Below are 13457 nucleotides of genomic sequence, written 5' to 3' on the forward strand. Positions count from 1 at the left end.
AACCGGTGAACTCCCAGTGCCAGGGCTCCTCGCGGCCCTGCCCCGGGCGCGCCCACGGCGGGTTCGACCAGCCGAAGGCCGGCGCGTTCGCGGCCAGCCACGCGTACTCCGCGCTGCCGAAGGACTGGGCGCCGCCGCACATGTCGACGGCCAGGGCCCAGCCGTGGTTGCTGGTGCCGGGCACGGCGGCGAGCGACGGCTTGGTGCCGTAGAGCCGGACCTGCTCGGCGAACGTGCGGTAGGAGTCGGTGACACAGATGCCCCGGCCGAACGTGCCGGCATACGCGCTGGTCAGCGCGCCGAACGCGGCCGCGGCGTCGCAGCGCAGCACGTGCTGGCCGACGCCGATCGGGCACAGCGCGGTGAGCGGGATGAAGCCGTTCGGGTAGCCGCCCCAGGCACCGGGGGCCTCACCAGGAGCGCGCGGCGGCAGCTCGACACCGCCGCAGCGCCAGGGCAGGCCGCCGTCGTCGGCCTTGGGCACCGGACGCGCCGGACCGGCCGGCAGCGACGGGCGCGCCACACCGAGGACCGTGTCGCCCGCGGGCAGGTCGGTGACCACGACGCCGGCCAGCCGCGCGTCCGCGGTGAGCATGGTGCGCTCGTCGAGGACGATGCCGACGCCCTGCACGCCGTACCGCTTCGGGCCGAGAAAGACCAGGTCACCGGGCTGGGCCTGGTCGCGGGGCACGGCCGGCAGCACGGCCAGCTGGTCCTTCGGGGCGGCCGGGAGACCGCCGAACGCGGCCTGGACGAGGCCGGCGCAGGAGTACGCGTCGGGGCCCGTGCCGCCGCGCGCGGGGACGTAGGGCTTGCCGAGCGCGTCGACCGCCTTGCTGACGGCCGCGATCGTCTCCTTCGGGAGCACCAGGAGCACCTCGCCGGACGGCAGTGTGATGCTGGCCACACCACGTTGGCCGCCCAGCGGGGTCAGGCCCGCGGGCAGCCTGGCGGGGTCGCGCAGGGCGGCCGCGGGCGGCGGCACGACCCCGGCCTTGGCGAGCTTGCCGACGTAGGCGCGCCAGCTGGCGGCGGTCCGCTCGTTGCGCTGCTGCTGACCACGCTGCTGCTCGACGACGGCCGCGTTGGTGTCCGCGACCACGCCTCCGAGCTCGGAGGAGACGGCGGCCGCCCGGTTGCTCGCGTCGTCGGTGCGCCGGTCGAGGTCGGCCTGGCGACCCGCGGCGTCGGCCTGGGTGGCGTTGGCGGCACGCTCGGCCGCCGCGGCGGCGACCTGGCGGCGGACGGCGCCGGCGAGCCGGGTGTCCTGGTCGGCGCGGAGGCGGTCGAGGAGGCCGGCGCCGTCGAGGAAGTCCTCGGGGCCCGTGGACATGAGGGCACGCAGCTCGGCGGGCTGGGCGAGCGAGGCGTAGACGGCGGCGGAGTAGGCGTCGACGTCGGCCTGCTGCTCGCGCACCGTCGCGTCGGCCCGCTCGCGGGCGGTCCGCGCGGCGGCGGCCGCCTCGGTGGCCGTCGTGAGGTCGCGCTCGGCGTCGTGGATCTTGCCGGCCAGGTCGGCGAGCTCGCGCTGCACGCCGGCGGCGGTCCGCTGGAGCTGGGCGACCTTCGGGTCGGCGAACGCCTCGCCGGGTCGCGGGTCGGTGCGCGGCTCACCCGGCGCGCCTGGCTCCGGGCCCGGCTGGGCCCCGGTGGGCGGCGCCAGGAGGAGGGCAGCCGTCAGCGCCAACCCGGCGCAGACACTGGCACGTGCCCTGATGGCGTGCAACCCCCACCTCCTATACCGGTAACAACGCCCGGCGGGGGTCGGGGATGCGTCACCCGATCCGGTTCGGCGTGAACGCCGCGGGCACCGCGCACGTACAGAAGGTCAGGAGCGGCCGAGGCGGGCCAGCAACACCGCCGACGGCACCGGGTGCGCGCCCCGGCGCCGCACCGAGTCGGCCACGGCCCGGTCCGAGGTCACCACGATCACCGGGCGGCCCTCGGGCTCCGCGGTGACCAGCGCCCGGATCACGTCGTCGGCCAGGACACCCGGGTCGGAGAACAGGACGCGGACGCCGCGGGGGGAGGTGGTGGGCACGGCGACCACGCCGGCGCCGTCGAACACCAGCGTGACCTCGGCGGAGGTGCGGGCCGCGAGCGCGGCCAGCTGGCGGATCAGGCGGTCGCGCTGGTCGGACAGGGACAGCTCCGGATAGCCCGTCTTCGTGACGTTGTAGCCGTCGACCACCAGGTGCACCGACGGCAGCGCCAGCAGCCGCTCCAGCGCGGCCGGGTCCTCCACCCGGCTCACCGAGCCGTGCGCCTCGGTGGCGCCGCGCACGAGGTCGGCGGGGCGCGGGCCGGAGCCGCCGAGGGCCAGCTCGCGGCGCAGGCCGGTGACCGCGCCGTCGAGCGTGTCGACCAGCAGGGCCAGCCGGACCTCGTCGGCCTGGCGGGCCTCGCGGGCGGACTGCCGGGCGATCTCGGCGTCGGCCTCGGCCCGCTCGGCGCGGGCACGCTCGGTCTCCGCGCGTTCCTGCTCGCGGGCGCGCTGGTCGGTGAGCGCGGCGAGCGACGCGTCGGCCTCGGCGCGGATGCGTTCTATCTCCGTGCTCGCCTTCGCCGCCGCGTCGCGGGCCTCGCGCACCTTCACCCCCTGCTCGCGCAGGCGCTTGCGCAGCCGCTCGAGCTCGACCTCGCCCTCCTGGCGCACCCGGTCGACGGCGTCCTGCACCGAGTCCAGCTCGCCACGCAGCTTGGCCAGCTCCGTCTCGGCCCGATCGGCCCGCACGACGGCCGAGTCCCGCTGCGCGCGCAGCGTGGCGTCCGACGCCCGGCGCGCCACCAGCTCCAGGTAGTGCCCCGCGGTCTCCTCGCCCAGCAGCACCGCCGCCGCGGCGACCGCCACCGGGTCCTCGCTGGTGAGGTCCAGCGCGGCCGGCCGGTTCTTGCGGCTCCACTCGACGACGGCCGTGCGGAAGGCCGTCGAGTCACGCAGGCTCGCGATCAGCGGCGCACCACCGAGCCGCGCCCGCTTGGCCGGGGTGAACCGGGCCACCGCGCGCAGCTGCTGCGGGATGTCCATTGTGGGCAGGGCGCCGATGGCCTCGGCGCCGAGCTCCGCGATGCGGCCGCGGACCGCGTCCGGCAGCGCCGACCAGTCCACAGTGGACTCAGCAGGGCCGGAGGTCTCGGGTGGGTGCCCGAGCTCGTCCGGTCCAACCGGTTCGGTCGACGGTGCCATCCCAACAGGCTAGCCGGGCACCCTGGAGCGCACGCGCCGGCTTTTTGTCGGTGCCCTGCTCTAGCTTGCGGATCATGACGAAGCCGGCCGGCCAACTCGCGTTCGACGAGCTCGGCACCCCGCTGCGCGCCACCACCTTCGTCGTGTTCGACCTGGAGACCACCGGCGTCAGCGACGAGGACACGGTCACCGAGATCGGCGCGGTGAAGATCTGCGGCGGCGAGGTGGTGGGCGAGTTCGCCACCCTCGTCGACCCGGGGCGCGGCATCCCACCCGAGATCGTGTCGCTCACCGGCATCACCAACGCCATGGTCTACGCCGCGCCCCGCCTCGACGCCGTGTTACCCGCGTTCCTCGAGTTCGCCGCCGGCGCGGTGCTGGTCGCGCACAACGCCGGCTTCGACACCAACTTCATCCGCAAGGCCTGCCTGCGCCACGGCTACCGCTGGCCCAGGCCCACCGTCGTCTGCACGGTGCGGCTGGCCCGGCGGGTGCTCACCCGGGACGAGGCGCCGAGCTGCCGGCTGTCCGCGCTCGCCGAGCTGCTGCAGGCCCGCACCAAGCCCACCCACCGGGCGCTGGCCGACGCGCGGGCCACGGTCGACGTGTTCCACTCCTTGCTCGAGCGGGTGGGCTCGGTCGGCGTGCAGTCGCTCGAGGAGCTGCTCGACTACATCCCCGAGGTCACCCCGGAGCAGCGGCGCAAGCGCACGCTGGCGGCCGAGCTGCCCAACGAGCCGGGCGTGTACCTGTTCCGCGGGCCCAGCGACGAGGTGCTCTACGTCGGCACGGCCACCGACCTCAAGCGCCGGGTGCGGCAGTACTTCACCGCCAGCGAGACCCGCCGCCGGTTACGCGAGATGGTCGCGCTGGCCACGCGCGTCGACCACGTCACCTGCGCGCACCCGCTCGAGGCACAGGTCCGCGAGCTGCGGCTGCTGTCCTCGCACAAGCCGGCCTACAACCGGCGCTCGAAGAACCCGAAGCAGGCCTGGTGGGTCACGCTCACCGACGAGGCGTTCCCCCGGCTGTCGCTGGTGCGGCTGCCGCGCGACGGCGCGCTCGGCCCGTTCCGCTCCCGCGGGCTCGCCGAGGACGCCATGGTCGCGCTGCAGGACGCAACGGGCCTGCGGCCGTGCACGGTGCGCATCCCGGCCCAGCGGGCGCAGGCGCGGCCGTGCGCGCTGGCCGAGCTCGACCGGTGCGCGGCGCCGTGCGCGGGCCGGCAGAGCGTCGTCGAATACTCCCCGTCGGTCGGCGCGTTCTCGGCGCTGGTGGCCGGCCGGCGGCTGGATCCGTTGCGCCGCCTGGAGTCCCGGCTCGTCGCGCACGCCGAGGCGCAGCGCTACGAGCAGGCGGGGCTCGACCGCGACCGGATGCGGGTGCTCGTCCGCACGCTCGACCGGGGCCAGCGGCTGGCGTCGCTCGCGGCGGTGCCCGAGCTCATCGCCGCGCGGCCGGACGGGGCGGGCGGCTGGCAGTTCGCGGTGGTGCGGCACGGCAGGCTGGCGTCGGCGGGGGTCGCGCGGCGCGGGGTGCGGCCGATGCCGGTCGTCGACGCGCTCGCGGCGTCGGCCGAGACGGTGCTGCCCGAGCCGGGTCCGCTGCGGGGCGCGCCGGCCGAGGAGGTCGGTGTGGTGCTGCGCTGGCTGGATCGGCCGGGCACCCGGATGGTTCGATGCTCCCAGCCCTGGACCGAGCCGGCCCTGGCGGCCGCCAGCTGGCGCGGCTGGCTCACCAGGGCGGATGCTGCACTGGAGCGGTTGGAGGTGTCCCGGTGACGTTCGACGTGCTCACGATGGGCCGGGTGGGGGTCGACATCTACCCGGAGCAGATCGGGGTCGGGCTCGCGGACGTCACCTCGTTCGGCAAGTACCTCGGCGGCAGCCCCACGAACGTGGCGGTGGCGGCCGCGCGGCACGGACACCGGGTCGCGGTCATCACCCGGACGGGCCAGGACCCGTTCGGCGAGTACGTGCACCGCGCGCTCGGCGAGTTCGGCGTCGACGACCGGTTCGTCAGCGCCGTGCCCCACCTGCCGACGCCGGTCACGTTCTGCGAGATCTTCCCGCCGGACGACTTCCCCATCTACTTCTACCGCTACCCGAAGGCCCCCGACCTCGAGATCAACGCCGGCGAGCTCGACCTCGACGCGGTCCGCGACGCACGGATCTTCTGGGCCACGGTCACCGGCCTGTGCGAGGAGCCCAGCCGCTCGGCCACGCTCGCCGCGCTGGCCGCCCGCCCGGCCGGGGCCGTCACCGTGCTCGACCTCGACTACCGGCCGATGTTCTGGCCCTCGCGCGAGGAGGCCCGGCGCTGGGTCCAGGAGGCCCTCCCGCACGCCACGGTCACGGTCGGCAACCTCGACGAGTGCGACACCGCGGTCGGCACCCGCGAGCCGCGCGAGGCCGCGAAGGCCTTGCGGGACAAGGGGGTCTCGCTCGCCGTGGTCAAGCAGGGCCCGGCCGGCGTGCTGGCCGTCGACGACGCCGGCGAGGTCGAAGTGCCGCCCGTCCCCATCGACGTGGTCAACGGCCTGGGCGCGGGCGACAGCTTCGGCGGCGCGCTGTGCCACGGCCTGCTGTCGGGCTGGGACGCGGCGCGGATGATGCGCTTCGCCAACGCGGCAGGCGCCATCGTGGCCTCGCGTCTGTCATGCTCCGAGGCCATGCCCACGACGCGGGAGGTCGAGGAGCTGATGTCGCGTGCGGGCTGACGAGCTTCGGCGCATCCTCGACGCGCGCGCCACCGACCCGGCCAGCATCGCCGAGGCGGCCGCGGCCCGGCGGCCCGGCTCGCTGCTCGGCGCCCGCGACCGGGCGCTGGTCATCGCGGCCGACCACCCGGCCCGCGGGTCGCTGCGGGCCGGCGCCGACCCCATGGCCATGGCCGACCGGGCCGACCTCCTCACCCGGCTGGTCGAGGCGCTCGCCCGGCCGGGGGTCACCGGCGTGCTCGGCACCGCCGACATCCTGGAGGACCTGCTGCTGCTCGGCGCCCTGGACGAGCGCGGCGTGTTCGGCTCGATGAACCGCGGCGGGCTGGCCGGCGCGTCCTTCGAGCTCGACGACCGGTTCACCGGCTACACCGTCGACGCCATCCGCCGGTTCGGCTTCGACGGCGGCAAGATGCTGCTGCGCGTCGACCTCGCCGACGACCGCACCGCGCCCACGCTCGAGGCGTGCGCCAAGGCGGTCGGCGGCCTGGCCGACGCGGGCCTCGTCGCGATGGTCGAGCCGTTCCTGTCCAGCCGCGCCGGCGGGGTGCTGCGCAACGACCTGTCCGTCGGGGCGGCCACCACGGCGCTCACGATCGCCGCCGGCCTCGGCCACACGTCGGCCTACACGTGGCTCAAGGTCCCGGTCATCGGCGACGGCGGGGATGACATGGCACAGGTTTTGGCCGCCACGACTCTGCCCACCCTGCTGCTGGGCGGCGAGGTCTCGGCCGAACCGGACGCCACCTACGCCCGCTGGGACAAGGCCCTGCGACACCCCACCGTCCGCGGCCTCGTCGTGGGCCGCTCGCTGCTCTACCCACCGGACGGAAACGTCGCCCACGCCGTCGACACCGCTGCGGAGCTTCTATGACTGACTTCTACCGGCCCGCCGGGTCGATCGCCGACGACCGGCACCGGGTCGTCGTCACGCCACTGTCGGCCGGCTGGGACTACTCGGGGCTCAAGGTCCTCGCGCTGGCGCCGGGCACCCTGTACGAGGTGTTCACCGACGTGGCGGAGACGCTCGTGCTCCCGCTGTCCGGCGACGGCGTGCTGGTGGAGGTCGACGGCAAGACGTTCGAGCTGCTCGGCCGGCAGGACGTCTTCGCCGGGCCCACCGACTTCGCGTACCTGCCGCGCGAGGCCTCGGCCGTGCTCACCACCACCCACGGCGCGGTGGTCGCGCTGCCCTCCGCGGTCTGCTACAAGCGGCTGCCCGCCCGGTACGTGCCCGCCGCCGACGTCCCCGTCGAGCTCCGCGGCGCCGGCCGGTGCAGCCGCCAGGTCAACAACTTCTGCACCCCCGACAGCTTCGAGGCCGACAAGCTCATCGCGTGCGAGGTGCTCACCCCGGGCGGCAACTGGTCCTCCTACCCGCCGCACAAGCACGACCGGGCCGGCGACACCGAGTGCGAGCTCGAGGAGATCTACTACTTCCAGGTGGCCCGCGACGGCGTCGGCTACCAGCGCGTGTACGCCTCCGAGGCCGGCCCCATCGACGTGCTGGCCGAGGTCCGCACCGACGACGTGGTCCTCATCCCGCACGGCTGGCACGGCCCGTCCATGGCCGCCCCCGGCTACGACCTCTACTACCTCAACGTGATGGCCGGCCCCGCCGACAAACGCGCCTGGCTCATCACCGACGACCCCGCACACACCTGGATCCGCGACACGTGGGCCGGCGAGCAGCCGGACCCGAGGCTGCCGTTCACGTCCCGGCCGCGCGCGTGAGCAGGGCCGCTCAGCCGGGGAAGTAGCCGCCGAAGATCAGCTCGGCCACGTGGGTCACGGTGGCGCGGCCGGTGTCGTAGCCGCCCTCGCCGCGCAGGTTGTTCATCACGGTCAGCACGTACCGCTCGCCCTCGCCGACGAAGCCGACCGTGTTCATCACCCAGCCGCCCTGCTCCTCGGACCAGCCGTCCTTGTTGCCCGGCCGCGCGGCGGGGCCGGCACCCCACACCCCCCACTGCTGGATCGCGTCGACCGAGCGCAGCTCCTCCACGATCGAGGACCGCTCGTCCGCGGGGAGCTTGGTGAGCACGTAGGTCATCAGCCGGTCGAGGTCCTCCGGCGTGCACTTCTGGAAGCCCCAGTACGGGTAGAACTTCGTGAAGCCCGCCTTCGGCACCAGCGAGGTCAGCCCGTAGTGCGGGAAGTTGTCGTTGAACGACATGTGGTCCGCGCCCGCGTACCGGAACCACAGGGTGTCCGCCGCGTTGTCGTCCGACGTGTGCAGCATCGCGTGGATCAGCGACCGGTCCTCCGCGGTGAGGCTGATCTCGCCGGCCCGCTGCCGGGTGTAGAGGTCGACGACCATCCCCAGCTTGATCGTGGACGCCGTCCAGGTGAGGTCCTCGGCGTGCCCGTTGTGCCACTCGGCGCCGGTGCGCAGGTCGTGCACGACGATGCCCGCGGTGCCCGGCCGGCCGTCGACGTAGGCGTCGGCCGCGGCGAACCGGGTCTGCAGGTCGCAGTCGAACCCGGTGTCCGCGCACGCCGGGGTGGCCGGGGGCGGCGGCGTGGTCGAGGTTGCCGGCGGCGGCGCGGAGGACGTGGGCGGCGGCGCGGACGACGCGGTGGGCGGCAGGGAGCGGAACCCGGCCGCCGGCCGCACGTCGTGCACCGGCGACCCGCACGCGCCAACGACGAACAGGGTCGTCGCGACCACCGCGACGACCCTGCTCAACCGTGTCCGGCTCAGAGCTTCTTGGACGGGTCCTCCTGGCTCGTGGCGACCGTCGAGCCCGTCTCGCTGGTGCCGGACTCCACCTGCTCGGGCGGGTGCCCGTGCTGCGCGGCCCGCGCCTTGGCGAGCGCCGCGGTCTCCTCCGGCGGGTCGGCCCGCAGCAGCGAGCCGGCCACCGGCTCACCCGCGGAGCCGAGCTTGTTCATCTTCTTCGGCACGGGCGCGCCCTGGTACTCCAGCGGGATCGGGTGGCCGTGCTCGTCCACCGGGCCGAGCGGCTGGTGGACCTCGATGAACTCACCGTGCGGCAGCCGCTTGATGATGCCGGTCTCCACGCCGTGCTCCAGCACCTGCCGGTCGGAGCGCTGCAGGCCCAGACAGATGCGGTAGGTGATCGCGTAGGCCAGCGGCGGCAGCAGCAGCAACCCGATCCGGCCCATCCACGTGGTGGCGTTCAGCGAGATGTCGAACTTCTCGGCCAGCACGTCGTTGGCCGCGGACAGCAGCGCCACCATGAAGTACGTGATGGCCATGACGCCGAGGCTGGTGCGTACCGGCACGTCCCGCGGGCGCTGCAGGAGGTTGTGGTGCGCGTAGTCCTTGGTGAACTTCCGTTCGAGCCATGGATAGACCACGGCGAGGCCCGTCAGCAGGGGCAGGCCGGCCATGAACGGGAAGAACGGCGCGGGAATCGTGTAGTTCCCGAGATAGACCTCCCACGCCGGCCATAGTCGGACCAGGCCGTCCGTCCAGGCCATGTACCAGTCCGGCACCGTGCCCGCCGAGATGTGCGCGGGGTTGTACGGGCCAAAGTTCCACACCGGGTTGATCTGGAACAGCCCGCCCATCAGCGCGGTGACGCCGATGACCACGGCCGTGAAGCCGCCGGCCTTGAGCGCGAACGTGGGCATGATCCGCACGCCGACGACGTTGGTCTCCTTGCGCCGCACGCCCGGGAACTGGGTGTGCTTCTGGTACCACACCAACCCGACGTGGACGCCGATCAACGCCAGCAGAATGCCCGGCACGAGCAGGATGTGCAGGGTGTAGAGCCGTGGGATCACTTCCGTGCCCGGGAACTCGCTGCCGAAGATCAGCCAGTTGATCCAGGTTCCGGCGATCGGGATCGACATCATCAGGCCGGACAGGATCCGCAGGCCGGCGCCGGAGAGCAGGTCGTCCGGCAGCGAGTAGCCGGCGAAGCCCTCGATGCAGCCGAGCATGAAGATCAGGATCCCGATCACCCAGTTGGCCTCACGCGGGCGCCGGAACGCGCCGGTGAAGAAGGTGCGGAACATGTGCACGACGATCGCCGACATGAACAGCAGCGCCGCCCAGTGGTGCACCTGCCGGACGAACAGGCCGCCGCGGATGTCGAAGGAGAGGTAGAGCGTCGACTCGTACGCGCGCGTCATCTCCAGCCCACGCAGGTTCGCGAACGAGCCCTGGTAGGTGACCTCGGCCATCGACGGGTCGAAGAACAGCGCCAGGTACGTGCCGGACAGCAGCAGCACGATGAAGCTGTAGAGCGCGACCTCGCCGAGCAGGAACGACCAGTGCGTCGGGAAGACCTTGTTGAGCTGGCGCCGCATACCGCCCGCGAGGTGGTACCGGTCGTCGGCCCACTTCGCCGCGCCGCCCGCTGCGCGCATGACGAGGTTGTCGGGCTTCGTCGGTGTCGTCAGACCGCTCATGACTTGCGCTCCCAGTACGCGGGACCCACAGGTTCGATGAAATCACCTGTCGAGATGAAATATCCAGTGTCCGGGTCGATTTTGATCGGCAGCTGGGCGAGCTTGCGGGTGGCCGGACCGAAGACCGGCTTCGCGTACTGCAGCGCGTCGAACTGGGACTGGTGGCACGGGCAGAGGATGCGGTTGGTGCGCTGCTCGTACAGCGAGGTCGGACAGCCCACGTGGCTGCAGATCTTCGTGTACGCGTAGTAGTCGCCGTAGTTGAAGTCCTCCTGGCCCGCGTGCTTGATCACCTTCTGGGCGTCGTCGGGGCGCAGGCGGATGAGCATCACCGGGTTGTCGGCCCGGTTGAGCGCCTTCAGGAGGGCCTCGTGGTCGCCGCGCTCGGACTCGCGGAACGGGAACACCGTCTCCATCGAGCCCGCGTCGAGGTCGGCCGGGCTGACCAGCTCGACCTGGCTGGGGTCGCCGGTGTCGCGACGCAGGAAGACCTTCTCGGCGCCGTGGTGTAGCCAGCCGGTGTGCAGCAGGCCGTTCTCGTTCGACGACTGCGCGTGCGGGTTGCGCAGCAGGCCACCCAGCGGGACCACGGTGATGGCGAGACCGAGCACGCCGCCGCCGAAGGCCAGCGAGCGCTTGATCAGTGGCCGGCGGGCGATCGTGCTGCGGTGGCCGGTGTCGGCGAGCTGGGCGACGACCGTCCTGATGTCCACGTCCTTGGAGCCGCCGTCGTGCCGCTCCTGCACCGCGATCTCGTGCGGGATGAACTTCCGCGTGTAGTTCAGGACGCCGACGCCGAGCGCGAGGATGGCGATGCCCAGGGTGAGCCCGAGGACCGGCGTGTAGAGCGAGTACAGGAAGTACCCGTCCTGGTCCGGCGCGACGTACTTCGACGGCCAGAAGATGAACGCGACGACGAAGGCCAGGCCGGTGAGGCCGGACACGGCGAACCAGAACGCGACCATCCGCTCGGCGCGCTTCTCCGCGCGGGTGCCCTTGACCGGCCACGGGTCGGGGTACTCCACCAGCTCGACGCCGTCGAGCTTGGTGCCGAGCCTGACCAGCTCGTCCCGGTCCATCCGGGCGAGGTCCTCGTCGCTCGGCACCTCCGGCGGAACGTCCGGGTGATCCACACTCATTGCTTAGCCCCGATCCACAACGTGATGCCGAGCAGCGCGGCGATTCCCACGATGAAGCCGATCAAACCCTCGGACTGCGGGCCCAGACCGCCGAGCGCGTCACCGCCGGGGTTGTTGTTCCCGTCCGTCACGGACTTGACGTAGCTGATGATGTCCTTCTTCTCCTGCGGCGAGAGCTGGCGCTCGGAGAAGCGCGGCATGTTGTCCGGGCCGGACAGCATGGCCGCGTACATCTGGAGCTCGGTCGAGCCGTCGAGCGACGGGGCGGACTTGCCGGAGGACAGCGCGCCGCCGCGACCGGTGAAGTTGTGGCACGACGCGCAGTTGAGCCGGAACAGCTCACCGCCGCGCGCCGGGTTGTCCCCGCGCAGCGCGGCGCCACGCTCCTTGGGGAGCACCGGGCCGCCGCCGTTGGCCTGGATGTACGCGCTGATCGCGTCGATCTCCTTCGGCGTGAGCACCGGAGGCTTCTCCGCGGCCTGCGCACCCTGCTGCACGGCCGGCATCCGGCCGGTGGAGGTCTGGAAGTAGACCGCCGCCTCACCGATCCCGATCAGGCTCGGGCCGCGGCCCTTGACGCCCTCGAGGTTCTGCCCGTGGCAGGTGATGCAGGTGTTGTTGTAGATCTGCTCACCCTGACGCACCACCGCGGGGTCCTCCTGGGCCTGCGCGGTCTGCGGCTGCGGGACCAGGAGGCTGTACAGCGATCCGATGCCGATCAGCGCGATGGCCAACGCCAGCAGGCCGGCCAGACGGCGGCGGGCCTTCGTACGGGCCCTGCGTTTCTTGCTCATCTAAGTGACAACCCCTGAGGTTCAGCTCGACGTCACGGCACCAGATAGATCACGCTGAAGAGGCCGATCCAGACGACGTCGACGAAGTGCCAGTAGTACGACACGACGATGGCGGACGTGGCCTGGGCCGGGGTGAACTTGCTCATCTTCGTGCGCATGAGCAGGTACACGAAGGCGATGAGGCCGCCGGTCACGTGCAGCCCGTGGAAGCCCGTGGCCAGGTAGAACACGGTGCCGTAGGCGGAGGACGGGATCGTGGTGCCCTCGGCGATGAGCGTGCGGTACTCGTTGGCCTGGCCGAGCACGAAGAACGTGCCCATGACCAACGTGATCGTGTACCAGCGCCTGAGCCCGAACACGTCACCCCGCTCCGCCGCGAAGACACCCATCTGACACGTGAATGACGAGGCGACGAGCACGATTGTGACAACGAGCGCGTACGGCACGTCGAGATGCGTTGGCGGCGGGGGCCAGTGGCTGCTGTCGTTCTGCGCCTTGACCGTGAAGTACATGGCGAACAGGCCGGCGAAGAACATCAGCTCGCTGGACAGCCACACGATGGTGCCGACGCTGACCATGTTGGGCCGGCTCAGCGAGTGCACACGCTGGCTGATGGAAGGCGATGCTGTCGTCACGCGGGCATTATTGCCTGCCCCGGCGTCATGGGACTGATCGGGTCCACGGCGCGTCGCGGGTGCTCGACCGATCCCCGACCGACGGCCGGGCACCTGAACCCGATCTTGGTGCGCCGGATAGCATCAGGTCGTCCGGACCTGGGCTTGGTCTCGTCTCGTTTCCGCCGGAGGACGCCCATCATGAGCTCGCCGCTGAAGATCCTGGTGTTCAGCCACCGGCCCGAGGTCCGGGAGACGATCATCACAGCCGTCGGCCGCCGCCCGGCCGCCGACATCGGCCGCGTCGAGTACGAGGAGGCCGCCACCATCTCCGAGGTCCTGATGGCGATGGACAGCGGCGCGGTCGACCTGGCCATCCTCGACGGCGAGTCCCAGCCGACGGGCGGTATCGGGCTGTGCCGCCAGCTCAAGAACGAGATCGCCGCCTGCCCCCCGATCGTGATCGCGATCCGCCGCAAGGACGACCGATGGCTCGCGACCTGGTCGCAGGCCGACGCGGTGATCGTGCACCCGCTCGACCCGCTGGCCGCCGCCGAGACCGTCGCCGACGTGCTGCGCAACAAGCAGCTCCCCGTCTATCAAGGGTGATCGAATCGTGAG

General features: G+C 72.5%; 12 protein-coding genes. 5 read left to right on the forward strand and 7 right to left on the reverse strand.

Annotated elements, in window-relative coordinates:
- On the reverse strand, window positions 1-1726 hold a 1726-nt coding region (locus tag VGD70_RS24990), incomplete at its 3' end, for a D-alanyl-D-alanine carboxypeptidase family protein (protein WP_331085398.1).
- A gap of 102 nt (window positions 1727-1828) precedes the next feature.
- Window positions 1829-3187: an NYN domain-containing protein gene (locus VGD70_RS24995; protein ID WP_331085400.1), complete on the reverse strand. Its 1359-nt coding sequence runs from the start codon at window positions 3185-3187 to the stop codon at window positions 1829-1831.
- 74 nt (window positions 3188-3261) lie between these two features.
- On the opposite strand from VGD70_RS24995, the gene VGD70_RS25000 reads away from it, so the two are divergent.
- The 4 genes from VGD70_RS25000 to iolB are packed head-to-tail and all read left to right on the forward strand — an operon-like array spanning window position 3262 to window position 7640.
- Window positions 3262-4968 carry a DEDD exonuclease domain-containing protein gene (locus VGD70_RS25000; RefSeq protein ID WP_331085402.1) on the forward strand — a complete coding sequence of 569 codons (1707 nt, stop codon included), beginning with the start codon at window positions 3262-3264 and terminating at the stop codon, window positions 4966-4968.
- Window positions 4965-5906, forward strand: coding sequence for a 5-dehydro-2-deoxygluconokinase (gene iolC / locus VGD70_RS25005; RefSeq protein WP_331085404.1), 942 nt, complete (start codon window positions 4965-4967; stop codon window positions 5904-5906). Before VGD70_RS25000 ends, iolC begins: the two co-directional genes overlap by 4 nt.
- Entirely contained in the window at window positions 5896-6780 is an 885-nt protein-coding gene (locus tag VGD70_RS25010; protein ID WP_331085406.1) for a Cgl0159 family (beta/alpha)8-fold protein, read from the forward strand. The genes iolC and VGD70_RS25010 overlap by 11 nt, the downstream gene beginning before the upstream one ends.
- Complete coding sequence (iolB, locus tag VGD70_RS25015) at window positions 6777-7640, forward strand: 5-deoxy-glucuronate isomerase (protein WP_331085408.1); 864 nt, start codon at window positions 6777-6779, stop codon at window positions 7638-7640. The genes VGD70_RS25010 and iolB overlap by 4 nt, the downstream gene beginning before the upstream one ends.
- Window positions 7641-7650: 10 nt before the next feature.
- Here iolB and VGD70_RS25020 read toward each other — a convergent pair whose 3' ends face one another.
- Genes VGD70_RS25020 through VGD70_RS25040 form a run of 5 tightly spaced genes read right to left on the reverse strand, consistent with a single transcriptional unit; the run spans window position 7651 to window position 12857 of the window.
- On the reverse strand, window positions 7651-8577 hold the full coding sequence (locus VGD70_RS25020) for a tat pathway signal sequence (protein WP_331085410.1): 927 nt from the start codon (window positions 8575-8577) through the stop codon (window positions 7651-7653).
- Window positions 8578-8606: 29 nt separating this feature from the next.
- Window positions 8607-10289, reverse strand: coding sequence for a cytochrome bc complex cytochrome b subunit (locus tag VGD70_RS25025; protein WP_331085412.1), 1683 nt, complete (start codon window positions 10287-10289; stop codon window positions 8607-8609).
- Window positions 10286-11428 (reverse strand): ubiquinol-cytochrome c reductase iron-sulfur subunit, encoded by a 1143-nt coding sequence (locus VGD70_RS25030; protein WP_331085414.1) that lies wholly within the window; start codon window positions 11426-11428, stop codon window positions 10286-10288. The genes VGD70_RS25025 and VGD70_RS25030 overlap by 4 nt, the downstream gene beginning before the upstream one ends.
- Entirely contained in the window at window positions 11425-12222 is a 798-nt protein-coding gene (locus tag VGD70_RS25035) for a c-type cytochrome (protein ID WP_331085416.1), read from the reverse strand. Before VGD70_RS25035 ends, VGD70_RS25030 begins: the two co-directional genes overlap by 4 nt.
- Window positions 12223-12254: 32 nt before the next feature.
- Entirely contained in the window at window positions 12255-12857 is a 603-nt protein-coding gene (locus tag VGD70_RS25040) for a heme-copper oxidase subunit III (RefSeq protein WP_331085418.1), read from the reverse strand.
- Between the two features lie 180 nt (window positions 12858-13037).
- Between VGD70_RS25040 and VGD70_RS25045 the strand changes: the two genes are divergently transcribed.
- On the forward strand, window positions 13038-13445 hold the full coding sequence (locus VGD70_RS25045; RefSeq protein WP_331085420.1) for a hypothetical protein: 408 nt from the start codon (window positions 13038-13040) through the stop codon (window positions 13443-13445).
- Window positions 13446-13457: the final 12 nt, after the last annotated feature.

It is taken from the genome of Actinophytocola sp., assembly GCF_036402745.1.
Taxonomy (GTDB): Bacteria; Actinomycetota; Actinomycetes; order Mycobacteriales; family Pseudonocardiaceae; genus Actinophytocola.

Coding starts and splice junctions, on each gene's coding strand:
- VGD70_RS25030 (WP_331085414.1), bottom strand. CDS start 11,428: ATGAGTGTGGATCACCCGGACGTTCCGCCGGAGGTGCCGAGCGACGAG.
- VGD70_RS25025 (WP_331085412.1), bottom strand. CDS start 10,289: ATGAGCGGTCTGACGACACCGACGAAGCCCGACAACCTCGTCATGCGC.
- VGD70_RS24995 (WP_331085400.1), bottom strand. CDS start 3,187: ATGGCACCGTCGACCGAACCGGTTGGACCGGACGAGCTCGGGCACCCA.
- VGD70_RS25045 (WP_331085420.1), top strand. CDS start 13,038: ATGAGCTCGCCGCTGAAGATCCTGGTGTTCAGCCACCGGCCCGAGGTC.
- iolB (WP_331085408.1), top strand. CDS start 6,777: ATGACTGACTTCTACCGGCCCGCCGGGTCGATCGCCGACGACCGGCAC.
- VGD70_RS25000 (WP_331085402.1), top strand. CDS start 3,262: ATGACGAAGCCGGCCGGCCAACTCGCGTTCGACGAGCTCGGCACCCCG.
- VGD70_RS25035 (WP_331085416.1), bottom strand. CDS start 12,222: ATGAGCAAGAAACGCAGGGCCCGTACGAAGGCCCGCCGCCGTCTGGCC.